We start from the raw sequence: 24,976 nt of genomic DNA on the forward strand, positions 1-24,976 counted from the left end.
AAATAAGCCAAATTATTCATACAAGGAGTTTTTTATGGCAATTTTAGTGACTGGTGGTGCAGGTTATATTGGTTCGCATACTATTGTTGAATTATTGAATACAAGCAGAGAAGTAGTGGTTTTGGATAATTTAAGCAATTCATCTGAAATTTCACTTGAGCGTGTTGAAAAAATCACGGGCAAAAAAGTGCCTTTTTACAAAGGTGATGTGTTAGACCGTGGCATCTTACGCAAAATTTTTGCAGAAAATAAAATCGAATCGGTGATCCATTTCGCAGGTTTAAAAGCAGTGGGCGAAAGCGTGCGTGAGCCATTACGTTACTATCAAAATAATGTAACGGGTTCTATTGTATTAGTTGAAGAGATGCTTAAAGCAGGTGTGAATACGATTGTATTCAGCTCATCAGCAACGGTGTATGGCGATCCGCAAATTATTCCAATTGTAGAATCTTGCCCAGTAGGTGGCACAACTAACCCATACGGTACGTCAAAATATATGGTAGAACGTATTTTAGAAGATACAGTAAAAGCATTCCCGCAATTGAGTGCAGTAATCTTACGTTACTTCAACCCAGTCGGTGCTCACGCAAGCGGCTTGATTGGTGAAGATCCAAACGGTATTCCAAACAACTTGTTGCCATATATCAGCCAAGTAGCAGTTGGTAAATTGAAAGAACTCTCTGTATTCGGTAGCGACTACGATACCCACGATGGCACAGGTGTGCGTGACTATATTCACGTGGTAGATTTGGCGTTAGGTCACTTAAAAGCGTTAGAAAAACACCAATATGATGCAGGTTGCCACATCTATAACCTTGGCACAGGCGTGGGCTACTCTGTGTTAGATATGGTGAAAGCATTCGAAAAAGCGAACAATATTGAAGTGCCATACAAATTAGTCGATCGCCGCCCAGGGGATATTGCGACTTGCTATTCAAATCCGAAAAAAGCATGGGAAGAGCTTGGTTGGAAAACCCAACACGGCTTAGATGAAATGATGCGTGATACATGGAATTGGCAAAAAAATAACCCGAATGGGTATAAGGGATAGTTTAGTCCTAATGTAATTATCGTAGGGATGGGTTTATCTCCACACAAAATCTTATCCAATTTATCGGACGGGGATAAACCCCGTCCCTACGACAAGCAACATCATTAATATTTCCTTCTATAATTTCTCTTTTGAATATAAGAAAAAAATGACCGCTTCTCCATCTTCTCAATCGTCCATCTGGCAACAAATTTTTATGAAGAATATGTTGCTTTGCCTTTATACAGGCTTCTGTTCTGGCTTGCCGCTGTTTGTGTTAATCCAACTGCTGCCTGCGTGGTTTACTTCAATGAATTTGGATATAAAAACCATTGCCGCTTTCACATTAACTTCGCTACCGTACACTTGGAAATTTCTTTGGGCTGCCTTATTAGATCGCTATTTCCCACCAATTTTAGGGCGTCGTCGCAGTTGGATTTTTCTCTCACAAATTGGGCTATTCTTGATTTTAATTAGCTACGGCTTTTTTGATCCTGTGCAAGATATTGGCGTCATTACACTACTCTCGATTGTGTTGGCATTTCTCTCAGCGACACAAGATATTGTGATTGATGCGTTTCGCCGTGAGCTTTTAAGCGATAATGAACTCGGTTTGGGTAATTCTATTCACGTGAATGCTTATCGCATTGCGGGGCTCATTCCTGGCGGATTATCACTCTTTTTAGCAGATCATTACCCTTGGCAAACGGTGTTTATTATCACCGCAAGCTTTATGTTGCCTTGTTTGTTGATTACCCTGATTGCCAAAGAACCGCAACATTCTCTTGTGGATAAAAGCAAACCCTTTTACACCGCTTTTGTAGATCCTTTTGTGGAATTTTTCACACGTAAAGGCGTGATAGGAGCCTTGGGATTAATCCTCTTTATTTTTCTTTATAAACTAGGCGACTCGCTTGCCACTTCGCTCCAAACCAAATTTATTTTGGATATGGGCTTTACCAAATCACATATTGCCGCAGTGGTAAAAACGACTTCACTTTGGTGTAGTATCGGAGGCGGTATTGTGGGCGGCATAGCTATGCTTAAACTTGGCGTAAACCGTTCTTTGTGGCTGTTCGGTAGCGTGCAATTGATTACCATCTTAGGCTTTGCCTATCTTGCAAGTTTTGGGCATTTTGAAACCGCTTCTATCAGCACAAATGAGCTTTTAAAATTAGGACTCGTGATGGCGGGGGAATACTTAGGTGTAGGCTTAGGCACTGCCGCTTTCGTTGCTTTTATGGCTCGTGAAACTAATCCTCTTTATACTGCAATGCAATTGGCTATTTTCACAAGCCTTGCCGCCTTACCGAGTAAATTCTTAGGGGCTTATACGGGACATCTGGTGGAAGCTTTTGGCTACTATCACTTTTTCTGGATCTGTTTCTTTGTCGCAATTCCAGGAATGTTGATGTTATTTAAAGTCGCACCTTGGAATGAACCTGCAAAAACAAGCGGTTAAATTTCACTAAAAAATTGCAATAGAAAAGCCAGTTATTTCCGTGTAAAATACTGGCTTTATTTCCATTTATAGTTGCAAAATAGAGAAGAGAAGTATGGCAGAGAAACGTTATGACGCAGATGAAATTACGGTGTTAAAAGATCTTGAACCCGTACAGATGCGACCAGGTATGTACACCGACACAACACGCCCTAACCACTTAGGGCAAGAGGTGATTGATAACAGCGTGGACGAAGCGTTGGCGGGTTATGCTTCTCAAATTGATGTTATTTTGCACAAAGATAATTCGCTTGAAGTGATTGATAATGGGCGTGGTATGCCGGTGGATATTCACTCAACCGAAAAAATTTCTGGCGTGGAATTAATTTTAACTAAGCTACACGCAGGTGGTAAATTTTCAAACAAAAATTACACATTCTCAGGCGGTTTGCACGGAGTGGGGATTTCAGTAGTAAATGCCCTTTCACAGCGTGTGGAAATTGCGATTAAACGTAATGGCGAAATTTATACCATTGCGTTTGAAAACGGCGTGAAAGCGGAAGATTTAAAAGTGGTGGGCAATTGCCCGAAACGCCAAACGGGCACGACCGTTCGTTTTTATCCAAACCCAAAATATTTTGATTCACCGAATTTTTCAGTCAGCCGTTTACGCCATTTGCTTAAAGCCAAAGCTGTGCTTTGCCCGAAACTCACGATCAATTTTAAAGATCACATCAATAAAACCGAAGAGACTTGGTATTACGAAGATGGGCTTTCAGACTATTTAAATGAAGCTTTAGATGGTTATGAATGTCTGCCAAATCCACCATTTATTGGCGATGTGGTAGATGAAACCGAAGCGGTAAGTTGGGCATTAACTTGGCTGCCAGAAGGCGAATTATTGGCAGAAAGTTACGTAAATTTAATCCCGACTTCTCAAGGTGGTACGCACGTTAATGGTCTGCGTAACGGTTTGTTAAAAGCGATGACAGAATTTTGCGAAATCCATAATTTATTGCCGAAAAACGTGAAATTAACTGCGGACGATGTTTGGCACCGTTGTGCTTATGTGCTCTCACTTAAAATTCAAGAGCCTCAATTTGCGGGACAGACGAAAGAACGCCTCTCTTCTCGCCAAGCCTCAAGCTACGTAGAAAGCACGCTTAAAGATGCGTTTAGTTTATGGCTAAATCAAAATGTGCAAGTGGGGAAACAGATTGCTGAAATGGCAATTAGCTCAGCTCAGGCTCGTTTGCGTGCGGCGAAAAAAGTAGTGCGTAAAAAATTGGTTAATGGGCCTGCTTTACCAGGAAAATTGGCGGATTGTATCTCTCAAGATTTAAGCCAAACCGAACTTTTCCTTGTAGAAGGGGACTCGGCAGGAGGGTCTGCAAAATCGGCTCGCGATAAAGATTACCAAGCGATTTTGCCATTACGTGGGAAAATTTTGAATACGTGGGAGGTTTCATCTGATCAAGTATTGGCTTCACAAGAAGTGCACAATATTGCAATTGCCATTGGGATGGATCCAGATAGCGATAATTTAGAAGAGCTACGTTATGGCAAAATCTGTATTCTCGCTGATGCGGACTCGGACGGCTTACATATCGCAACTTTACTTTGTGCCTTATTCTTACGCCACTTCCCAAGTTTGGTGAAAAATGGACACGTTTATGTCGCAATGCCACCGCTTTACCGCATTGATATTGGTAAAGATGAGGTTCATTATGCCTTAGATGAAGCCGAAAAAGAGGCGATTTTAGCCCGCCTTGCGAAGAAAAAAGGCAAACCAAATGTGCAACGCTTTAAAGGATTGGGCGAAATGAACCCAAGCCAACTGCGAGAAACCACAATGGATCCAAGCACGCGCCGTTTAATCCAGCTTACGTTAGCGGATAATAATGAAGACGAAGCAGACTCTCTACAGAGCACCATTGAGGCAATGGATATGCTACTTGCGAAAAAACGAGCAGAAGATCGTAAACAATGGCTTCAAAATCGCGGAGATGAAGCGGAGTTGGATGTTTAAAAGCGGATAAATTTCTATATTTTCGAGCGAGAATACAAGAACATAAGGCATAGCATTTTCTGCTATGCCTTTATCTTTTACTCAAACTCTAATTCTACCGAACTTTCCCCTAGCAAGGCTCGAAGCCCAACGAGCATTTTTTCGCTTGGTGTCACTCGCCATTCTAAGCCTCCTTTCAACAAGGCTCTACCTTGTTCGTTTTGGTAGTAGAAATGCAGAGGTAAGGTTCCTTCTTTGTAAGGTGCAATGCAAGCGGTCAATTCTTTCACAAATTTTGCATCTAATTGTTCTTGATTGATTGCAAGAGCAAGGCTTTTGGCATTACGAGTACGTGCATCATCAAGTGTCATAATTTCGCGGGCGGACATTTTTAACCCTCCGCTAAAATCGTCGAACTGTATCGAACCTGTGGCGATAATAATGCCATCTTTCTCAATTAAATCTCCGTAAGTTTCTAAAGCTTCAGAGAAAAGCGTAATATCTAGCCTGCCTGAACGATCTTCAATGGTCGCAATGCCAATGCGACTACCTCGTTTAGTGACGGCTACACGATAGCCCACCACCATACCCGCCACGGTTGCATTTTGTCCTCGAAAAGTTGGTTGCAGCTCATTTAAGCGAACAGGGGCATAGTGAGCCAGCTCTTTAAGGAAACGTCCGATTGGATGCCCGCTCAAATATAAGCCTAATGTGGCTCGTTCGCCCTCTAAAATAGTTTGTTCACTCCATTTGGGCGTATTCGCATAGGCATTTTGCACCTCTTCTGGCGTTTCAGTAAGCACACCAAACATATCACTCTGCCCAAGCGCTTCCATTTTTGAATGTTGATCTGAGGCTTTAAGAGCATCTTCTAAGTTTTTCATTAAAGCTGCACGGTGCGGGCCGAGTTTATCCAAGCTCCCCGACATAATCAACGCATCAAAGGTGCGACGGTTGATTTTTTTCAGATCGACACGAGCAGTTAAATCAAACAGATCTTTGAAAATGCCATCTTGTTGGCGAGCAGATAAAATCGTATCAATCGGACCTTCGCCCACGCCTTTAATCGCACCCAAGCCATAGACAATTTCACCTTTTTCATTTACGGAAAAACGATGCTTACCGCTGTTAATATCAGGTGGTACAACAGTTAAGCCCATATTCATACATTCATCATAAAGCCCCACAATTTTGTCGGTATTATCCATCTCTGAAGACATTACCGCTGCCATAAATTCAGCAGGGAAGTGAGCTTTAAGCCAAAGTGTTTGGTAAGAAACTAAAGCATAGGCTGCCGAGTGTGATTTGTTAAAGCCATAGCCTGCGAATTTTTCCACAAGGTCGAAGATTTTCATCGCAAGATTACCATCAATACCTTTATTGATTGCTCCTTTTTCGAAAATTTCACGCTGTGCCGCCATCTCTTCTGGCTTTTTCTTACCCATCGCACGACGCAATAAATCCGCCCCACCAAGCGTATAGCCCGCCAGTTCTTGAGCAATCTGCATTACCTGTTCTTGGTAAACGATAACGCCATAGGTCGGCTCTAAAATCGGTTTCAAGCATTCGTGCTGATATTGTGCATCAGGGTAAGAGACTTCTTCTTTGCCATGTTTACGGTCAATAAAGTTCTGCACCATCCCTGACTCTAACGGACCTGGGCGGAACAATGCCACCAACGCGATAATATCTTCAAAGCAGTCGGGCTTAAGACGAGAAATGAGATCTTTCATCCCGCGAGACTCTAACTGGAATACTGCCGTGGTTTTCGATTGCAACAATAAATCAAACGATTTTTTATCATCCAGTGGAATACTTTCAATCCGTACAGGCTCTTTACCTTCTGATAGCATTCGTGCGTTAATCATTTCTAACGCCCACTTAATGATAGTCAGCGTACGCAATCCCAAGAAGTCGAATTTGACCAAGCCCGCATATTCCACATCGTTTTTGTCAAAGTGGGTTACAGGATGCATCCCTTCCGAGTCACAATATAGTGGAGAGAAATCGGTAATTGCAGTTGGTGCAATTACTACGCCGCCTGCGTGTTTACCCGCATTTCGAGTAACACCTTCAAGCTTGCGTGCCATATCGATCAACGCTTTCACTTCTTCATCGCTATCGTAAAGCTCGGGTAATTTTGGCTCGGCAGCAAAGGCTTTTTCGAGCGTCATTCCTGGATCTAACGGAATCAATTTTGAAATACGATCCACAAAGCTATACGGATGCCCCAGCACACGTCCCACATCGCGGATTACTGCTTTTGCCGCCATCGTACCGAACGTGATGATCTGCGATACTGCTTGGCGACCGTAAGTGTCTGCCACATGGTCAATCACTCGATCACGACCATCCATACAAAAATCCACGTCGAAGTCTGGCATCGAAACACGTTCAGGGTTTAAAAAACGCTCAAAGAGCAAATCAAATTCAAGTGGATCTAGGTCGGTAATTTTCAACGCATACGCTACAAGCGAGCCTGCACCCGAACCGCGCCCAGGTCCTACAGGAATACCATTTTCTTTCGACCATTGAATGAACTCCATCACGATCAAGAAATAACCAGGAAAGCCCATTTGGTTAATGACATCTAGTTCAACTTGTAAACGTTCATCATAAACCGACCGCTTGTTTTTACGCTCTTCTTCATCTGGGAATAAAAATTCAAGTCGTTCTTCCAAGCCTTCTCGGGATTTTTGCACTAAATAATCTTCGGTGGAAAGTTCACCAGTCGGGAAATTTGGTAGGAAATATTCGCCCAAACGTATAGTTACTGAACAACGTTTTGCAATTTCTACTGTATTTGCCAAAGCACTCGGAATGTCGGCAAATAGGCGACACATCTCTTCTTCGGTGCGGAAATATTGCTGTGCAGAATATTTTTTCGGACGTTTTGGATCGTCTAACGTATAGCTATCGTGAATAGCCACGCGGATTTCGTGTGCATCAAAATCGTCAGGTTTTAAGAACACTACATCATTGACCGCAACGAGTGGAATGTTATGCTGAGAGGCAAAGGGCACAGCCGCTTTAATGTAATTCTCTTCATCCGTTCGCCCTGTGCGACAGAGCGACAAATAGAAATGTTCGGGGAAATATTGTTGATAGAAAGCGGTCAGATTTTCCGCTTCTTTTGCATTTTCTTTGAGTAAAGCTTTGCCTACATCGCCCAAACGCCCGCCAGAAAGCACGATAATGCCTTCGTTGTATTCGGTCAGCCACTCTTTTTCCACTATGGGCAGGTCGACATAGCCCTGCTGGTAGGCTTTAGAAAGGAGCATCGTGATGTTGTGATAGCCTTTGTTGTTTTTGGCAAGTAAAGTGAGCTCGTCCAGCTCTTCAGTTTCTGGTATGGCACGTACGAGAATATCTGCCCCGATGATCGGTTTTAACCCCGAACTGAGGGCTTCACCATAGAATTTTACCAAGCCACAAAAGTTGCTGAAATCGGTAAGAGCCATCGCAACCATATTGTCTGCCACAGCATTTTTTACTAGCGGTTTGACTTTAGCTAAACCGTTAATCATTGAGAAATCACTGTGAACTTTGAGGTGAACGAAACGAGGGAGCATAGGAACCTTATTAGTTTTATTATGGATTTATAAATTAATTTCTTCGAATTTTCTTCTGCCAAATCTCCCCTACCCCTTTGCTAAAGAGGAGGAATTCTTTTAGTAGGTATTAGTATTTGGCTCATCAACTTTACCAAAGTAGAACATTAAAATTTAAAACACCAGAGATCCAATCCCCTCTTTAACAAAGAGGGGGAAGGGAGATTTGGCAGTCGTTATTTACGAAGAAATTAAGTAGTAATTATTATCTGCTTACAACCCAGCTTTAAGACTAGCTTCAATAAACTTGTCTAAATCACCATCGAGCACAGCTTGAGTATTTCGGTTTTCCACACCAGTACGCAAATCTTTGATACGGCTATCATCTAACACATAAGAGCGGATCTGGCTACCCCAACCGATATCGGATTTGTTATCTTCCATCGCCTGTTTTTCGGCATTTTTCTTCATCATTTCCATCTCAAATAATTTCGCTTTGAGCTGTTTCATTGCCTGATCTTTATTTTGATGTTGTGAGCGACCATTTTGGCACTGCACCACAATTCCCGATGGCATATGAGTAATTCGTACTGCTGATTCGGTTTTATTTACGTGCTGACCACCCGCTCCCGATGCTCGGTAAACATCAATGCGAAGATCTGCTGGGTTAATTTCAATATCAATATCATCATCAATTTCAGGATAAACAAAAGCTGCAGCAAATGAGGTGTGGCGGCGGTTATTTGAGTCAAATGGACTTTTACGCACTAATCGGTGAATGCCTGTTTCAGTACGTAGCCAACCGAAAGCATATTCGCCCGAAACACGAATTGTTGCCGATTTTAATCCAGCAACATCACCGTCTGAAACCTCAATCAACTCTGCCTTGAATCCTTTGCTTTCTGCCCAGCGTAAATACATACGTAGGAGCATTTCCGTCCAGTCTTGTGCTTCCGTACCACCCGAACCTGCCTGTAAATCCACGTAGCAATCAGGCGCATCGTGCTGACCACTAAACATTCGTTGAAACTCTAATTTTGCAAGTTTTGCTTCTAACTCGACCGCTTCTGCTTGTGCTTCATTGAAAGTGTCTTCATCTTCTGCTTCAACGGCAAGTTCAATTAAGCCTTCCACATCTTCAATGCCTTGATCGAGTGCTTTAATAGTATTTACCACCATTTCAAGAGCAGAACGTTCTTTGCCTAAGGCTTGTGCTTTTTCAGGCGTATTCCAGATTTCTGGCTGTTCTAATTCAGCATTCACTTCTTCTAATCGTTCGACTTTGGCATCAAAGTCAAAGATACCCCCGAAGCACATTGGTGCGTTCAGCGAGATCAGCAAGTTGGGTACGGATCGGGTTTAATTCAAACATTCTTTTTCCTTTAATCATAGCAAAGGGCGTGCTCAGCACGCCCCTCATACATTTATTTTTTGAATAATAACATCAAATTAGAATAATTTTCTTGATGTTTCAAATAATTCTTCTTTAAATGGACGGCGCATATTATTGATGGCATCAATAATATCGTGGTGAACCAATTTTTCGTTTTGGATGCCTACACAGCGACCACCAAAGCCTTGAAGTAATAACTCTACCGCATAAACGCCCATACGTGAGCCTAAAATACGGTCGAAAGCACAAGGTACACCACCGCGTTGTGTGTGACCTAATACGGTTGCACGGGTTTCATGACCAAATTTATCTTCAATTTCACGTGCTAATTGATGTACATCAGTCATTAATTCTGTAATAGCAATAATTGCGTGGCGTTTACCTTTGCGTAAACCACTTTCAATATTGCGCATAAGGGATTCTTTGTCTAAGCCTTTTTCTGGTACCACGATGTATTCACAACCACCTGCTAATGCGGCACTGATGGTTAAGTCACCACAGTGACGCCCCATAATTTCAACAATTGAAATACGTTGGTGTGAGCTTGAAGTATCACGTAAGCGGTCGATTGCTTCTAATGCCGTTTCAAGTGCTGTTTGATAACCAATAGTGTAATCCGTACCTGCTACATCGTTGTCGATTGTACCTGGCAAACCGATGCAGTTAATACCGTGCTCTTCAGTTAATAACTTTGCACCCATATAAGAACCGTCACCGCCGATAACTACTAAGCCATCGATCTCATATTTTTTAAGCACTTCAACACATTTTGCACGAACTGCTGGATCTTTAAATTCAGGGAAACGTGCAGAACCTAAGAATGTACCACCGCGGTTAATTACGTCTGATACAGAGTGACGCTCTAATTTTATTAATTTATCGTGGTATAAACCGTAGTAACCATCACGAACGCCATAGATTTCTAAACCTTCGCTTAATGCTGCACGCACCACACCGCGGATAGCGGCATTCATACCTGGTGCATCGCCACCGCTTGTTAATACGGCAATACGTTTGATTTCTTTAGCCATTTTGACACCTTATTTAAAAATTAAAAAATTCAATTGAGCGAGAGATTACGCCTTTTTGCGGGCGAATTCTACCATAAAATCGTTATTTTTTGATCTAATCCAATAAAATTGCTAACGCTTTATCAAGGGCTATGAAAAATTGCTCCACATCCGCATCAGTATTGTAATGAGACAGTGAAAGCCGCACCGTTCCCGCTTGATTTAAATAGCGAAGATAAGGCTTCGCACAATGTTCTCCACTACGGATCGCCACTTTACTTTCCGTGAAAAAAGCCGATAAATCCGCATGATGTACACCTTCAATCACAAAGCTGATAGTCGGAGAATGTTGACTGCCTAAAATTTGCAAATTTTTATAATTTTTTAACCGCTTGCGAGTGCTTTCGGCAAGCTGATAAAGCGACTGATTTAACGCTTCAAAATCCCATTCTTTTAGCCATTGTAACACTTCGCCAAAACCAATAATGCCAGCAATATTTGGCGTGCCTGCTTCTAAACGATAAGGCAGCTCTGCTAACGTAAGTGCGGTTTCAGTGACATTTTGTAACATCTTCCCGCCATAAAAGAGCGGTTTTAAGACTTGCAAGCGGTCGAATTTCCCAATCAAAACACCAACGCCATTTGGCCCATACATTTTATGTGCAGAGAAGGCATAGAAATCCGCTCCGATTTTTTGTACATCCACTTGCTCAGAACAGACTACTTGTGCCATATCCACTACAATTTGAGCAGAAGAATGCTCACGAATAATGGAGATAATCTGTTCTGCTGGTTGGCGAACGCCTGTTACATTCGAGACTAAATTAAAGGCAACAATTTTAGTTTTTGCTGATAATGCTTTCGTTAAAGCCTGCTGATCGATTTGGTAATCCACATTTAACGGCAATACAATCAATTTTGCCTGTTTACGTTTGGCAAGTTGCTGCCACGGAATAAAATTGGCGTGATGTTCAGCAACAGAAATCACAATCTCATCGCCTGCTTGGATTTGATCTTCTAGCCCGTAAGCGACTAAATTCAGGCTGTGAGTTGTGCCACTGGTCCAAATGACCTCTTCTCGCTTCGCGTTAAAACGTTCAGCGACTAAACTACGAGCTTGTTCATATTGTTGAGTTTGAGACAAATCATATTGGCTACGATGCACCGAGCCAGCTGAACTGTAAAAATGCTGCGTTGCATCAATCAACACTTGCGGTTTTAGCGTGGTCGCAGCACTGTCTAAATACGCCCAATCAGGAGATTGGCGGAAAAACGGAAAATGTTGGCGAAATTTCTGGTTAATTTGGCTCATCGGAATTTTCCTTATCGATGTTTTCTCATTTTGTTATAGAGGCTATTGCACGGAATATTGTCACTATCACCATCCATTCGTTTGGCGTTGCATTGGCGATAATAACGCTCGGCATCGGAGTAATTGGTAAAATCTTTGCAGGTTAATCTTTGAGAACAATCCACTCCTCCTATCGAGCCAGAGAATTCGGCTGAGCGAATTTGCACCATCCCACCATTATTTGAATGCTGATACCCAATGCCTTTTAATTTACGCCATTCGGTTGGTTCAACAGGGCGGAGATCGTTCCACAAACCGATTTTTCTACTGCGAGCCTGTTCTTGAGCTTGCTCATAAATTGGCTGTGTTTGGCGATATGCCCACGCCATTCCTTGCTCAACCAGTTTTAAATTGACGTTTGTGTTATGGTCATAAACCACCGCTAACACTCGCCCATATTTATCATATCCTGTGCTTTGCAACGTCACTTGCTTTTTAAACGCTAAGGTAGATAAGGCTTGCTTCGCTTTATTACCAAAGGGTTGAGATGACTCGGGGGCATCGATATAAAGCAATCGTACTTTAAGTTCTGTGCGATTTTGTAAGCAAGTGAGGGTATCGCCATCGCTGATACCCACAACTTTACAACCAATGGTTCGCTCTGTTTTCGCTATTACAAGCGGTGAAATTTGCCAGAAAAAGAGCAAAGAAAGTAAAAAGAAGAGTTTTTTCATAATTTAAAAACAAAAATGCTGAATTAACTTCGTCAATAGCTCTCTTGTGGGCTCAATAAACTTCGTTTCTAAAAACTCATCAGGCTGATGAGCTTGTTCAATCGAACCAGGACCAAGCACTAGCGTTGGGCAGAGTTGCTGGATATAAGGTGCTTCGGTGCAATAGTTCGCCGACTCACATTTTTCGCCCAACAATTTTTCCACCACTTGCACAATTTGAGCAGAATGCTCGCATTCATAGCCTGGGATGCCACCGTGCAGCTGGCGAATTTCGATTAAATCGCTATATTTTTCTAGCATCGGGGCGAGATTTTCTAGCATCAAATGATGTAAATCTTCCATCGCTAAACCTGGGAGCGGGCGCATATCCAATTGCAATTCACAGCAAGCACAAATACGGTTAATTGCATCGCCACCGTGAATGTTACCAAAGTTCATTGTTGGATAAGGCACTTTAAAGAAATCGTTGCGGAATTTGGTTTTTAGTTCATTACGCATCGCGATTAAGTGACTTGTGGCTTCGTGCATCAATTCAATTGCATTGATACCACGTTCTGGATCGCTTGAATGCCCACTTCTGCCCGTGATACGAATTGCTTTGCCCATATGCCCTTTGTGTGCTCGAATTGGCTTAAGTGAAGTTGGCTCGCCAATAATGGCACATTCTGGACGAATATGGCTATATTGTGCAAATGTTCTTGCTCCGATCATTGTCGTTTCTTCATCGGCTGTGGCTAAAATTCGGAGCGGTTTTTTTACTTGACTTAAGTCAAGTTGGCTTACTACATCCACAATGAAAGCAAAAAAGCCTTTCATATCTGCCGTACCTAAGCCGTAAAATTTCCCTTCTTTTTCAGTAACATTAAATGGATTAAACGTCCATTTTCCCTCATCAAAAGGGACTGTGTCGGTGTGCCCTGCTAGTAATAAGCCGCCTTCGCCTTCACCATAAGTTGCCAGTAAATTGTATTTATCTCGGCTATTTTCAACCGCTAAAATCTCGGTGTGAAAGCCTAAATCATTGAGCCAGTTTGCCAATAATTCAATCAGCGGTTTGTTCGACTGATCTTCAAATGCTTCAAGGCTTGAAATAGTCGGGATGGCAATAAGTTGTGAATAGCGATCAATAAATTTCATCATCTTCTCCCTCTTGTTGGCGATAACTTATGATATTTCTTATAACGGCAAAACCCGCAATTATTTCCCAAATCATTATGGTATAAAGGCTGATACGCTCTAATATTGGTGAAAATAACGTGGGATAAACCATTGTAATACTTACGCAAATCAACCCAATAAAACCAAGCCAGAGACTTGATTTTTTAAGGCGTGGTGTAAGGGTTTTGTCTAAATCTAGCCCTATAAAAAGCAACATTAAATTACCGATAATAATGGTGAGGCTTAAGCCGAAATTTTGCAAATTACCCTCTGAATAGCGACCGCTTGTAATCTCGGATACTAATGCCGTACCGATAGCAAAAAGCAGTGCGAGCAAAAGCTCAACCAGCCAGAGGCGTTTGTGTGAAATTGGATAAAGGCAAATAAAATAGAACGGCACGACGATGTAGCTTTGGTAGCTAAACAATGCTCGCATAATATGCGGTAAGTTGGAAAGCGAGCTTTCTTTACCATCAATCACACTTCCAATCGGAAAAAAAAGTTCTAATGTTGAATGATGAAAATAAGTGGTGATGGAACGTTCACTAAATAGAATCGCAACGTGTTCACCAAAAAGATAAAATACTCCCGCATAAGCCATTAATCCACCGAACATAACGGTTAAAATCATCGCCATTTTCTTAAAGCAAGGATGCATTAAATAGGGATAAACCGCTATCGCAAAAGAGCCACTTTTAAAGTAGTGGCGAGTATTTTGAGAAATCGAAACCAAGAAATTAAAGATTAGGGTGAGATATTTCATCTTATAAAAGCGTACTACAAAAAGGCATAAATAGAGCCAATGGATAAAAGAATGGTACAACCAAGAGCAACCGTTTCATTACGTGAAAAATCAAATTTACCCGTTTTCTGATAACGTGTGTAGAAAAAGAGAATTGCCCCAGGTGTGTATAAAATCACCGAAAAGAGCAAATACTCCATTCCAGCAGCGTAAACTAACCAGAAACCGTAAAGGGTTGCAATAATTCCTGTTAGCTTGATATACCAAACAGCCCCAATTTTAAATGCGAGACGAAGTAAATAAGTACCGACTAAAAAATAAGGTACTAGAATCATTGTGGTTGCTAACTGAATGAGCACATCATACCCTTTGCTGGTAAAAAAAACGAGCACCAAGATAATTTGAATAACGATGTTAGTAAACCAGAGTGAGCTAATTGGTGTGTCATTTTCATTCTTTTTATTCAAAAAACGTGGGAATACTTGTGTTTTAGATGCTTGATACATCACTTCTGCTGAAAACATTGTCCAGCTCATATAAGATGCAAGTACAGATACAATTAAGCAAAAAGTAATCAAAATTTTACCGCTTGTGCCGATCATATGCTCCATAATGCCCGTCATTGAAGGATTCGGCATAGCAGCAATCACTTCACGCGGCAAAATACCAAGTGAAAGAGCAGTAATCGCTACATAAAGAATCAGGGCGATTAAAATGCCGAGGATAGTCGCAATACCCACATCGTTTTTCTTTTTCGCGTGAGCGGAAAGAACCGTTTGCACCTTCCACGCCCACAAAAACCCAAAGGGTAATGAGCATTGTGCTTTTGATTTGATCTAATAGCGGCATTTGCAAACTTTCGCCGTGGAAATCTTGCATAAATTGAGTTGGAGAGAAAAAGATTATCGCTAATACAATAAAAACAATTAATGGAAGTACTTTAACGATCGTTGCAATCAAATTCACATAGGCGGCTTCTTTTACGCCCTTTGCGATCAAAATATGGATCAACCACACTACCAAAGAGGCAGATAAAATCGACATCAGCGAAGTGCCATCTCCAAAGAGAGTAAATTGCTCGCTATCCAAAAAGAGTCCAAAGCCACTAAATGCTACAACAAGATAACTTACGCTGCCAATAGATGTACAGAGCCAGTAGCCCCATGCTGCAAGTCCGCCGATAAAATCGCCAAAGCCTTCACGGGCATAGGTATAAATACCGCCATCTAAATCAGGACGCAATCGGGAGAGAAAGAAAAAAGAGAGTCCAAGGAAAAGAATCCCCAAACCTGTGATAGCCCAACCTGTGAGCAAAGCTTCCGCACTTGCAACTGCAGCCATATTTTGTGGTAGGCTAAAAATACCCGAACCAATCATTGAACTCAGCACTAGTGCAGTAAGTGATACTAACCCGATTTTGCTTTTTGACATAAAATGCCCTTTTATTTATTTTGTTAATTATTCAAAAAATTTGCATAATCTATCACAAAAAGAGGAAATCCTCTAATCATAAAAAATGAAATGAATTATCAACGGCTCTTAGATATTTGATCTGCACCCCAAAAGTTGGACTAAACAATCAACTCACTAAGGTGCAGATTTTTTATGAATAAATACAATCAACTTTTCAAACAACAAGTCGTGAATTTCTATTTCGAACATCACGAAAACCTTGCTTTCACATTGAAGCATTTCAACTTAGCGGCAAAAAGCGTTAGATGTTGGATTGCACAATACAAATATTCAGGCACTCATGGATTAGCGGTATTACACCACAAAAGACAAAACCAAGGCTTGCCCCCAAACCTACTCTGTCGCAGACGCAAACGGGCAAGCGGTCAAATTGTCGAATACTTTTACTACATCCTTGCTAATGGCAAAGAAAAATCACTCGGTTCAGATAAATATCACGCCGTCCTTGAAGCCGCCAAGCTCAACATGGCATCCCACCAAGTTTCTGAAATCGTGCTATTTATTGATGTCGCTAAACGGTATGAATTGGAAGTCGTGCCCACAAAAAGCAAAAGCACACAACTTGCTAATCACACCGCTATTAAATGGCTTTGCCGATTTTTCGGTAATCCACCTGTTGCCTTAGAAAAAATCGAGCCAAAACACATCAGTCAGTATCTACAATGGAGAAAAAACAACCCACCTTCAGCCAACAACGAAGTAGGATTATTGAGCCACATTTGGAACAAAGCCCGTGAATGGGGATATACCAAGTTAACCAGCCCATCACAAGGCGTAAAAAATATCCAGTTAAATTCAGAGATGTTTACATTGAAGATTACCTACTGGAGAAATTGATAGAGTGTGCTGATGGACAAATGCAAGATATTTTGCAGATTATGTACCTCATCGGACAACGTCCTATCGACATCTGCAAAATACACCGTTCCCATATTTATAATGGTGTATTACATATTACCCAGAACTACTACTTAAAAAAATAGAATCATTATGCAACTAAAATCAGAAAAAGTGTTCCGAAACTATTTTGTAACTTATTGATTTTTCTACTACAAAAAACGCTAAAATACGCAATAGTTTCGGAACGGAAAACGGCTCTACTCCGTTGGTATTACTAGATCTTTGTTTTTTTTGTCTAATTAAAAATCAGGAAAATTCCAATCAAAGAACTGAAAAAGCATTTTCCATTGTTCATCAAGCGGTGCTTTTATGGTAATTTTTTGCGAAGTTTTTGGGTGAATAAAATGCAAAAAATGAGAATGTAACATCAGTCGGTTTACGCCAGAATGTTCGCCTAAGGCACGGTTTTGATGCAAATCGCCATATTTAGTATCCCCCATAATCGGGTGAAAAAGATGCTTCAAGTGGCGTCTTAGCTGATGTTTTCGCCCTGTTTGCGGGAAAAGTTCGACCAATGAATAACGTGCGGTTTGATGTTTACCCACAGGATATGGCATTTCCACCGTTGCTAAACCTTGATAGTCGGTTATCGCTTCTTGTGCTTCCTTTTCTTGAGAAAATTTATCCGCCACTTTATCTAAAATCACTTTGAGCGGATAGTCCACTCTCGCTTGTCCTTGCAAATAACCTCGAACCACCGCCAAATAACCTTTTTCCATTTGATGATTTTCAAATAATTCACACATTATTTTCGCCATTTCGCTATTCAAGGCAAACAGCAACACGCCCGAAGTAGGGCGATCTAAACGGTGCAGAGGGAAAACGTGCTGACCAATTTGATCCCGCAAGGTTTGCATCGCAAATACCGTTTCGGCTTTGTCTAACCAACTTCGATGCACCAACATTCCTGCAGGCTTGTTAATCGCAATTAGCTCCTCATCGCGATATAAAATCTCTAATTCCATATCAATCTTTTAACAGCAACTCAATTTGCAAGACGGGTGAGTGAATTGCCTTTAAGTAGCCCTCTTCTTTTAAGGCTTCTTCTAAATAAGGCGTAATGGAAAAATTGCGTGGTAAGTCCGCATTGCTATCTAATAGGGCATGCATACGTGGGATAAAAATCCATTGTAGCCATTGCGTTGGTGTGAGCGTTTCAATACAGAAAGGCTGCGGATTTGCTAAAGCTTCCGCAGAAGGCGGAGTAGTTTCCCAAACTTCGTGGGTTCGCATTGCGATTTGTAAATCGGTTAAATGTTGTCTAATTTTGGTTTTCATCATCAAAAATCTATTGCATTAAATAATAGTATTTTAGTCTATTTTCTTCCTATTTTAGACAGCTTAGAGTAAACTTTTTGTAAAAATCCAATTAAGACGAGCAACAGAAGGTAAATATGCAAACCAACCAACCAACTATTCTTCAAAAAATTGTGCAAGATAAAGCAATTTGGGTAGAAAATAAACAAAAAGAATTATCCCTTGAGCAAATTCTTCCACATATCAAACCAAGCGATCGCCATTTTTATGCTGAATTAGCAAAAGGTTCACACAATCAGCCCGCTTATATTTTGGAATGCAAAAAAGCTTCACCATCTAAAGGATTAATCCGTGCCGAGTTCGATTTAGATGCGATCGCAAATATCTATAAACACTACGCCTCTGCCATTTCAGTACTTACCGATGAACAATATTTCCAAGGTGATTTTCGCTACATCAACCAAGTTAAACAGCAAACTACACAGCCGATTTTATGCAAAGATTTTATGATCTCGGCATATCAAGTTTACCTTGCTCGCTATTTTAATGCAGATGCGATTTTATTGATGCTCTCTGTGGTTGATGATGCTACTTACACTGAGCTTGCCAATCTTGCTCACTCATTGGGAATGGGCGTGCTGACGGAAACTAGCACAGAAGAAGAGTTCGAAAGAGCCTTAACACTAGGGGCAAAAATCATTGGCGTGAACAACCGCTATTTACACACACTCACCATTGATATGAACCGCATTGTGCGTTTGGTGGAAAAATACCGCGACCGCATTCCTGCTGACGTTCGTTTAATCTCTGAATCTGGCGTGTACAACCACCGCCAAGTGCAACAAATTCAGCCTTATGCGCATGCTTTTTTAATCGGTAGTAGTTTGATGGGAAGTGAGGATTTGAACAATGCAGTGCGTGCGATTATTTTTGGCGAAAACAAAGTGTGTGGATTAACCCGACCGCAAGATGTCAAAGCTGTGTATGAATTGGGCGGGCTTTATGGTGGGTTAATTTTTGCCGAAGGTTCACCACGCCAACTCTCGCTTCGTCAAGCTCAAGAGTTGGTCGTGAATGCTCCCCTTCGCTATGTAGGTGTATTCCAAAATCAAGCGGTCGATTTTGTCGAAAAAATAGCAAAACAATTAGAACTCTTTGCAGTGCAACTGCACGGAAATGAAGATGAAGATTACATCAACGAACTACATCAGCGTCTGGCAGGCACAATCCAAATTTGGAAAGCAATTTCTATTGATTTGAATGCCGACAATGTGGTCATTGATGATAACTCGCAAATCGACCGTTTTGTGCTCGACAGCAAATCAGGCAATCAACAAGGCGGCACGGGCAAGGTTTTTGATTGGTCGCTTATTCCAGAAAACATTAAAGTAAAATCGTTACTCGCTGGCGGTATTAGTCCAGAGAATATTGAACAGGCACTTCAACAAGGCTGTTTGGGGGTAGATTTAAATTCAGGCGTGGAAAGTAGTAAAGGTGTAAAAGATTTTACGAAATTGACCGCTTGTTTTGAGAAGATAAAAAAAGGTTGAAAATAAAGCCCCTAGGTTGGGGCTTTCTTGTATTTGGCTAATCCACTTTCTTCCAAATCATAAACCGACATTGATATGGATTTTGCATATCAATATCTGAATATTGTTCTGATTGCAATGCCCAGTTCTCCGCATTAAATTCAAAAAATGTGTCCCCCTCGATGTTGGCTTGAATTTCCGTGAGATAGAGCGTATCCGCTTGGGGCAAGGCTTGCTTGAACAACTCTCCGCCACCAATAATCATAATTTCATCTACATTTGCAAATGTTTTGGCTAATTCCATCGCTTGTGCAAGGTTAGAAGCAGAATAAGCTCCTTCAGCCTCAAAGCCTGAACGAGAAAGAATAATATTCGGGCGTTTTGGCAGTAATCTTCCGATAGATTCGTAGGTTTTTCGTCCCATAATCACGGGCTTACCGATGGTATTTTGACGGAACCACGCTAAATCAACAGGTAAATGCCACGGCATAGTGTTATCTTTACCGATAACGTGGTTTAGAGTTCGTGCAACAATAATACTGGTTTTCATATTTTTCTCTGATGTAAACATTTATATATGAGGTTGGATTCTATTCTGCAAAATTTTCCCTACCTTTTTTTGCTAAAGAGGGGAATTATTCTTTATGAAATAAAATTTATCTGGCTCATTTTCATTTTTAGGTGTTGAAGTAAAAAGATAAAATTTAAATGTACTACGATAAAATCCCCTCTTTAAAAAGAAGGAATGGGTGATTTGGTAGTAAAAATAAGCAAAGAAATCAATCGTTTTTTTCAATTGTCCATTTCAATTCTTGTAAATTATCTTTCCACTCTTTCTGGATTTGCTTTATCCAATTTTCTATCTGATTCTCCCAGTGCTCCCCATCATCAGTTTGTGCTAACTGGGCAATTTCTTGTAAGCGATTTAGCCCCACAGAAGCAAATGCCCCTTTGATTTTATGTGCTTGATCCGCCACTTTTTTACGATTTTCTGATGAATTATCTTGTTGCCAACGAGCAAAATTATCGTTCAGTTCTTTTAAATAGTTAGGTATCAATTGCTCGAATAGCACAAGATTATCTAAAACACCTTGTTTTCCCATTACACTTAACAGCTCCTGAACCATTTGTGGGTTATAAGGTAAAGAAGGGACATCAACAAGCGGTGGATTTTCGGCAGTAATTGGCAAAATCATATCGCCAAAATGTTCGTGCAAGCAGGTTGAAAGTGATTCCAATGAAAGGGGCTTGCGGAGCACATCATCCATGCCTTGCTGTTGGTAATCAGCTTTGGTCTGCATAATATTGGCCGTTAAAGCGATCATCAGAGGCAAGTAATCAAGCTCTTCAGCTTTATAACGGCGAAGTAACTCTTGTGCAATTGCAGTGCCTGTTGTATCTGGCAGTTGAATATCAAGTAAAATTAAATCATAGCTATTGTGCTCAAATTTTTGGAAAGCTTCTGCTCGTGTCATTGCGACATCTACTTTACATCCAAATTTTTCAAGCATCGTTTTAGCAACGATAACATTCACTTCCACATCTTCAACTAGCAAAACCTCCAAGCCTAAATCGGCAGTTTGAATTTGCAGATCGTTCACCACTTCTTCCGCTTTGATGAAAAGTGTAAACGTTGAGCCCTTGCCCAACTCACTCTGTACGGTAAGATCGCCTTGCATTAACTGGGCAATCTGTTTTGAAACCGCTAAGCCAATCCCACTGCCTTGTGCTTTGTATCCGTTAGAATTTTCCGATTGGTAGAACATCTGGAAGATCTTTTCTTGCTCGCTCGCTGCAATGCCAAATCCTGTATCTTGCACACTAAATTGCAAATATTCGGGCGAGTGGCTTTCAATATTTAAGCGAATTGAGCCACCTTCAGGGGTAAATTTCACTGCATTGCTGAGCAAATTCCAAAGAATTTGGCTGAGGCGAGCATTGTCAGTCAAAATAAATTCAGGCAAGTTTTTTGCATAATTCAACTCAAATTGAATCGCTTTCTTACCCGCCATCAACTGAGCAAAATGGTTGATATCATGGATGATTTGCATCATTTCAACAGGCTTGTTAAACAACTCAATGCGTTTACTGTCGATTTTTTCGAGGTCAATAATATCGCTAAAAATATTGCTCAGCGACATCGCACTCATATTGATCGTTTTTAGATACTCCCTCTGTTGCTCAGCGTTCAATCCTCCATCAAGTAAAATACGGCTAAGCCCAATGATGCCGTTTAGCGGTGTACGAAGCTCGTGGCTAATGGTTGCCATCAACTGCGTTTTATCTTGGCTATTCTTTTCAAGACGTTTATTCAGCACAAAATCTTGCTCACGTAAACGCCCTAATTCAAACACATTTTGTTCTAATTTAATCCGTGATTTTTCTAATTTTTCCACGATAACGTTGAAAAAATAGAGCACAAAAGGGGCTGAGATCAGCCCAAAGAGTACCGAACGAAGAATATCAATGGCGAGTACCTCGCCTAGAAATAGATAATCAAGAAAAAATTGTAGCAAAATAGCCGAAACAGCAAGCACGACAAAACCCAAAATAGCCGAACGAATTTTGCCAAGCTTAATAACCCAGTTTACGTAGTTTTCGCTACACTTTTTGAAGATACCCATTATGTATTAACCAAACAATTTCTCTGCGTACATACATAAAATTGCAATCACGCCCAAGCCAATACCAACAGCATTCAACTTGCTGATTTTCTCTTTAAAGATAAATGCCCCTGTGAGTGCACCTAAACAGATGACACCGAGATCCATTCCTGCAAATACGATGGTTGGGCTGTCGCTCATATGTTGGTGTGCTTTGATGTAGAAAAGAATATTAAAGAAGTTCAACACGCCTAGCAAAATGCCGCCTAAGAAACTTGGCACGTTCCATTGTGTGCGTTTAAGCATGAGATAGATAAACATAATCGCACCTGCGAGTACAAACGAGATAAAGAGCGTAGTTGGGAATGCCCCACCCATTTTCGCGATCTGTTTGAATAAAATGCCGATTGTGCCGTAACCCAGCCAAACTAACCCTAAGAAAAGCACCGCTTTGCCTGCGTTGCCCATCTCTTTAGTGGGTTTAGAAAGTAAGCAGAATAACGCAAGGAAAGCAATGACCACGCCCACAATGCGTAAATGGCTTAACTCTTCATGAAAGAGGAAAACGGCAGCAATGATTTGCAAGAATAACGCTAAACGCTGTGCAGCATCTGCACGAACAATCCCAGCGTATTCGACTGCCTTGGACATAAACACAAACACAGAAGGTAACAATATACCCAATGAAAGGAAAATCGGTTGTGCTTCGCTTTCAAGGAAAAATTCTGTGAATCCTAAGCCTTTGAAATCAGGTTGAAGTAAGAAATAGCAAAGTGAAATTGCCGTAATATAGTTAAAGGCAATTGCCTGTTCAATCACAATTTGTTTAGAGCGAGCCACTTTTAATAGCACTGAAACTGCAACGCTACAAAATACGGCAAGGATAAGAAATAACATAAAATCTCCTTTTTCGTTAATTTCTATAAAATTGAATTTTGCGATTTTAATCTATTTTTTATGAAAAAAGTGAGTTAAGCGGTCGGATCTGTCATATTTTTTGTAATTTATTTTCTGCAATATTTTTTCTAAAGAAAAAGCATAACTCATTAATATTCTATGAATTATGCTCTCCTAAAATGTGTAGATTTTTTACAATCTCAGTTTGTTAAGGAAAATCTTACGCTTCTTTCGCCATCTCAAACTCAATCAACATCATTAAAATGTGGATGACTTTAATATGGATTTCTTGCGTGCGGTCTGCATAACGGAAGTGTGGCACACGGATTTCTACATCCGCAAGACCAGCCATTTGACCACCATCTTTACCTGTCATTGCAATCACTTTCATCCCTTTCTCTTTGGCGGCTTTGATTGCATTTAAGACGTTTTTAGAGTTGCCTGAAGTCGATAAACCGAAAAGCACATCGCCTTTTTGACCGACCGCTTCAATATAGCGAGAGAACACATATTCATAACCGAAATCGTTACTGACACAGCTTAAATGACTTACGTCTGAAATCGCAATGGCTGGATAACCTGGGCGATTTTCGCGGTAACGTCCAGTTAATTCTTCTGCAAAGTGCATTGCATCACAGTGTGAACCACCGTTACCACAAGAAAGTACTTTACCACCTTGTTTGAAGCTATTTGAAATTAACAATGCCGCATCTTGAATAAGCTGAATGTTTTTCTCATCGTGCATAAATTTATCAAGCACATCGGCAGCTTCTTGTAATTCTGCTTTAATTTGATCTAAATACATAGAAATTCCTTGAAAATGCAACAAAACGGCAAAAATTCACCGCTTGTTAGGTAAATAAGCGTGCAAAGTCTAGAAGATTGTCTGGGGAATGTAAACATAAAAAGAGTAGATTAAATTATTTTAGGCTGTAAACAAAACTTTCCAAAAATAGATTTTCAGGGTATTATCTTTCCATCAATTTTGAGGATTTCACTATGAACGCAACTCAGAACACTACGCCATTTGACCAAATCTTAACCCAATCTTCTAATATGCAACAGGCAATCGAACAAGCCAAAAAATTCGCCTTGCTGAATGCCCCTTTATTGATTGAGGGGGAAACGGGTACGGGCAAAGACTTAATTGCTAAAGCTTGCCATCAATTTAGTCATCGTGCAGAACAAAAATTCATTGCAGTGAATTGTGCGGGGTTACCTGAAGAGGAAGCTGAAACGGAGATGTTTGGTCATCGAGGAGTGAAAAATGAGAGTGTAGGCTTTTTTGAATATGCGAATGGCGGCACAGTGTTGCTTGATGCCGTGTCGGAGCTTTCGCTTGAAATGCAGGCGAAGCTGTTACGTTTTTTGAACGATGGTTCATTTCGTCGTGTAGGCGAAGATCAAGAGCGAAAAGTGGATGTTCGGGTGATTTGTACTAGCCAAAAACCACTTAATCAGTTGGTGGTGGAGGGCAAAGTGCGAAAGGATTTATATTACCGCTTAAACGTGCTCACTCTTAAGTTACCGCCATTGCGTGAACGCTTGGACGATTTACCGTTATTGGTAGAGCATTTTGTTAGCGAAATCAGTAACCAGCTTGGTGTCTCTACATTGGAGTATGATCGTATCTTTTTAAATACCCTTTCTCGCTATAGCTGGGCAGGTAATCTGCGTGAGTTGCACAATGTGCTTTACCGAGCTTGTACTTTAGCACATAGCTATCGTTTATCTGTTAAAGATCTCAATTTACCCAATACGATGTTAAGTTCAACTGAAATCGTAACTTATTTTCCCGAAACAGGCACACTAGATGAAATGATGGCTCAATATGAAGCCGAGCTATTACGCAAATTTTATGCTGAATATCCGAGCACTCGGAAACTCGCCCAACGGCTTGGCATTTCACACACTGCCATTGCTAATAAATTGCGAGCATATGGAATCAATAGCAAATAG

The 24,976-nt window shown here is 40.9% G+C and carries 19 protein-coding genes and 1 pseudogene; 6 read left to right on the plus strand and 14 right to left on the minus strand.

Annotated features, from left to right (window positions below):
- The first annotated feature begins 34 nt into the window (after positions 1-34).
- The 3 genes from galE to parE all read left to right on the plus strand — a co-directional run bounded on the left by galE (position 35) and on the right by parE (position 4,500).
- Positions 35-1,051, plus strand: coding sequence for a UDP-glucose 4-epimerase GalE (gene galE / locus B0185_RS00195; protein ID WP_005707391.1), 1,017 nt, complete (start codon positions 35-37; stop codon positions 1,049-1,051).
- A 148-nt stretch (positions 1,052-1,199) separates the two neighbouring features.
- Positions 1,200-2,492: an AmpG family muropeptide MFS transporter gene (locus tag B0185_RS00200; RefSeq protein WP_005707355.1), complete on the plus strand. Its 1,293-nt coding sequence runs from the start codon at positions 1,200-1,202 to the stop codon at positions 2,490-2,492.
- A gap of 94 nt (positions 2,493-2,586) precedes the next feature.
- A complete protein-coding gene (gene parE, locus B0185_RS00205) occupies positions 2,587-4,500 on the plus strand; it encodes a DNA topoisomerase IV subunit B (protein WP_005707289.1) in 1,914 nt (637 codons plus the stop codon).
- A 77-nt stretch (positions 4,501-4,577) separates the two neighbouring features.
- Here parE and dnaE read toward each other — a convergent pair whose 3' ends face one another.
- From dnaE to B0185_RS00245, 8 genes and pseudogenes are all read right to left on the minus strand, one after another.
- Complete coding sequence (gene dnaE, locus B0185_RS00210) at positions 4,578-8,051, minus strand: DNA polymerase III subunit alpha (RefSeq protein WP_005707328.1); 3,474 nt, start codon at positions 8,049-8,051, stop codon at positions 4,578-4,580.
- A gap of 252 nt (positions 8,052-8,303) precedes the next feature.
- A protein-coding gene (gene prfB, locus B0185_RS00215) for a peptide chain release factor 2 (RefSeq protein ID WP_100208027.1) occupies positions 8,304-9,402 on the minus strand; the annotation gives its coding sequence in 2 pieces (ribosomal slippage) (positions 8,304-9,326 and positions 9,328-9,402; 1,098 coding nt in all).
- A 77-nt stretch (positions 9,403-9,479) separates the two neighbouring features.
- Positions 9,480-10,454, minus strand: a complete 975-nt coding sequence (gene pfkA, locus B0185_RS00220) for a 6-phosphofructokinase (RefSeq protein WP_005707329.1) — start codon at positions 10,452-10,454, stop codon at positions 9,480-9,482.
- 94 nt (positions 10,455-10,548) lie between these two features.
- Positions 10,549-11,745, minus strand: a complete 1,197-nt coding sequence (locus tag B0185_RS00225) for an aminotransferase class V-fold PLP-dependent enzyme (protein WP_005707338.1) — start codon at positions 11,743-11,745, stop codon at positions 10,549-10,551.
- Positions 11,746-11,756: 11 nt separating this feature from the next.
- Positions 11,757-12,458: a thermonuclease family protein gene (locus B0185_RS00230; protein ID WP_005707343.1), complete on the minus strand. Its 702-nt coding sequence runs from the start codon at positions 12,456-12,458 to the stop codon at positions 11,757-11,759.
- A 3-nt stretch (positions 12,459-12,461) separates the two neighbouring features.
- A complete protein-coding gene (gene argE / locus B0185_RS00235; protein WP_005707351.1) occupies positions 12,462-13,595 on the minus strand; it encodes an acetylornithine deacetylase in 1,134 nt (377 codons plus the stop codon).
- Positions 13,582-14,247, minus strand: coding sequence for a DUF998 domain-containing protein (locus B0185_RS00240; protein WP_232610060.1), 666 nt, complete (start codon positions 14,245-14,247; stop codon positions 13,582-13,584). The genes argE and B0185_RS00240 overlap by 14 nt, the downstream gene beginning before the upstream one ends.
- A gap of 146 nt (positions 14,248-14,393) precedes the next feature.
- Positions 14,394-15,789, minus strand: a pseudogene (locus B0185_RS00245) (basic amino acid/polyamine antiporter).
- 174 nt (positions 15,790-15,963) lie between these two features.
- Here B0185_RS00245 and B0185_RS00250 point away from each other — a divergent pair.
- Positions 15,964-16,668: a phage integrase Arm DNA-binding domain-containing protein gene (locus B0185_RS00250; protein WP_005707358.1), complete on the plus strand. Its 705-nt coding sequence runs from the start codon at positions 15,964-15,966 to the stop codon at positions 16,666-16,668.
- 302 nt (positions 16,669-16,970) lie between these two features.
- Here the strand turns inward: B0185_RS00250 and truC are convergent, their stop codons facing one another.
- Both truC and B0185_RS00260 read right to left on the minus strand, forming a co-directional pair.
- Positions 16,971-17,696 (minus strand): tRNA pseudouridine(65) synthase TruC, encoded by a 726-nt coding sequence (gene truC / locus B0185_RS00255; protein WP_005707341.1) that lies wholly within the window; start codon positions 17,694-17,696, stop codon positions 16,971-16,973.
- Position 17,697: 1 nt separating this feature from the next.
- On the minus strand, positions 17,698-18,009 hold the full coding sequence (locus B0185_RS00260; protein ID WP_039863411.1) for a YqcC family protein: 312 nt from the start codon (positions 18,007-18,009) through the stop codon (positions 17,698-17,700).
- Between the two features lie 116 nt (positions 18,010-18,125).
- On the opposite strand from B0185_RS00260, the gene trpCF reads away from it, so the two are divergent.
- Positions 18,126-19,538, plus strand: a complete 1,413-nt coding sequence (trpCF, locus tag B0185_RS00265) for a bifunctional indole-3-glycerol-phosphate synthase TrpC/phosphoribosylanthranilate isomerase TrpF (RefSeq protein WP_005707366.1) — start codon at positions 18,126-18,128, stop codon at positions 19,536-19,538.
- A 37-nt stretch (positions 19,539-19,575) separates the two neighbouring features.
- On the opposite strand, the gene B0185_RS00270 is transcribed toward trpCF, so the two are convergent.
- The 4 genes from B0185_RS00270 to lpcA all read right to left on the minus strand — a co-directional run bounded on the left by B0185_RS00270 (position 19,576) and on the right by lpcA (position 23,822).
- Complete coding sequence (locus B0185_RS00270; protein ID WP_005707354.1) at positions 19,576-20,067, minus strand: dihydrofolate reductase; 492 nt, start codon at positions 20,065-20,067, stop codon at positions 19,576-19,578.
- 229 nt (positions 20,068-20,296) lie between these two features.
- Entirely contained in the window at positions 20,297-22,141 is a 1,845-nt protein-coding gene (locus B0185_RS00275; RefSeq protein WP_005707381.1) for an ATP-binding protein, read from the minus strand.
- A gap of 6 nt (positions 22,142-22,147) precedes the next feature.
- Entirely contained in the window at positions 22,148-23,017 is an 870-nt protein-coding gene (locus tag B0185_RS00280) for a DMT family transporter (RefSeq protein WP_005707340.1), read from the minus strand.
- A gap of 220 nt (positions 23,018-23,237) precedes the next feature.
- A complete protein-coding gene (gene lpcA, locus B0185_RS00285; protein ID WP_005707372.1) occupies positions 23,238-23,822 on the minus strand; it encodes a D-sedoheptulose 7-phosphate isomerase in 585 nt (194 codons plus the stop codon).
- Between the two features lie 194 nt (positions 23,823-24,016).
- Between lpcA and B0185_RS00290 the strand changes: the two genes are divergently transcribed.
- Positions 24,017-24,976 carry a sigma 54-interacting transcriptional regulator gene (locus B0185_RS00290; protein WP_005707323.1) on the plus strand — a complete coding sequence of 320 codons (960 nt, stop codon included), beginning with the start codon at positions 24,017-24,019 and terminating at the stop codon, positions 24,974-24,976.

The sequence above is a fragment of the Haemophilus parahaemolyticus genome, from assembly GCF_002015035.1.
Lineage (GTDB): Bacteria > Pseudomonadota > Gammaproteobacteria > Enterobacterales > Pasteurellaceae > Haemophilus_A > Haemophilus_A parahaemolyticus.

Coding starts and splice junctions, on each gene's coding strand:
- B0185_RS00230 (WP_005707343.1), bottom strand. CDS start 12,458: ATGAAAAAACTCTTCTTTTTACTTTCTTTGCTCTTTTTCTGGCAAATT.
- pfkA (WP_005707329.1), bottom strand. CDS start 10,454: ATGGCTAAAGAAATCAAACGTATTGCCGTATTAACAAGCGGTGGCGAT.
- argE (WP_005707351.1), bottom strand. CDS start 13,595: ATGAAATTTATTGATCGCTATTCACAACTTATTGCCATCCCGACTATT.
- dnaE (WP_005707328.1), bottom strand. CDS start 8,051: ATGCTCCCTCGTTTCGTTCACCTCAAAGTTCACAGTGATTTCTCAATG.
- B0185_RS00270 (WP_005707354.1), bottom strand. CDS start 20,067: ATGAAAACCAGTATTATTGTTGCACGAACTCTAAACCACGTTATCGGT.
- B0185_RS00240 (WP_232610060.1), bottom strand. CDS start 14,247: ATGATTTTAACCGTTATGTTCGGTGGATTAATGGCTTATGCGGGAGTA.
- trpCF (WP_005707366.1), top strand. CDS start 18,126: ATGCAAACCAACCAACCAACTATTCTTCAAAAAATTGTGCAAGATAAA.
- parE (WP_005707289.1), top strand. CDS start 2,587: ATGGCAGAGAAACGTTATGACGCAGATGAAATTACGGTGTTAAAAGAT.
- B0185_RS00280 (WP_005707340.1), bottom strand. CDS start 23,017: ATGTTATTTCTTATCCTTGCCGTATTTTGTAGCGTTGCAGTTTCAGTG.
- lpcA (WP_005707372.1), bottom strand. CDS start 23,822: ATGTATTTAGATCAAATTAAAGCAGAATTACAAGAAGCTGCCGATGTG.
- B0185_RS00200 (WP_005707355.1), top strand. CDS start 1,200: ATGACCGCTTCTCCATCTTCTCAATCGTCCATCTGGCAACAAATTTTT.
- galE (WP_005707391.1), top strand. CDS start 35: ATGGCAATTTTAGTGACTGGTGGTGCAGGTTATATTGGTTCGCATACT.
- truC (WP_005707341.1), bottom strand. CDS start 17,696: ATGGAATTAGAGATTTTATATCGCGATGAGGAGCTAATTGCGATTAAC.
- B0185_RS00225 (WP_005707338.1), bottom strand. CDS start 11,745: ATGAGCCAAATTAACCAGAAATTTCGCCAACATTTTCCGTTTTTCCGC.
- B0185_RS00250 (WP_005707358.1), top strand. CDS start 15,964: ATGAATAAATACAATCAACTTTTCAAACAACAAGTCGTGAATTTCTAT.
- B0185_RS00260 (WP_039863411.1), bottom strand. CDS start 18,009: ATGAAAACCAAAATTAGACAACATTTAACCGATTTACAAATCGCAATG.
- B0185_RS00290 (WP_005707323.1), top strand. CDS start 24,017: ATGAACGCAACTCAGAACACTACGCCATTTGACCAAATCTTAACCCAA.
- B0185_RS00275 (WP_005707381.1), bottom strand. CDS start 22,141: ATGGGTATCTTCAAAAAGTGTAGCGAAAACTACGTAAACTGGGTTATT.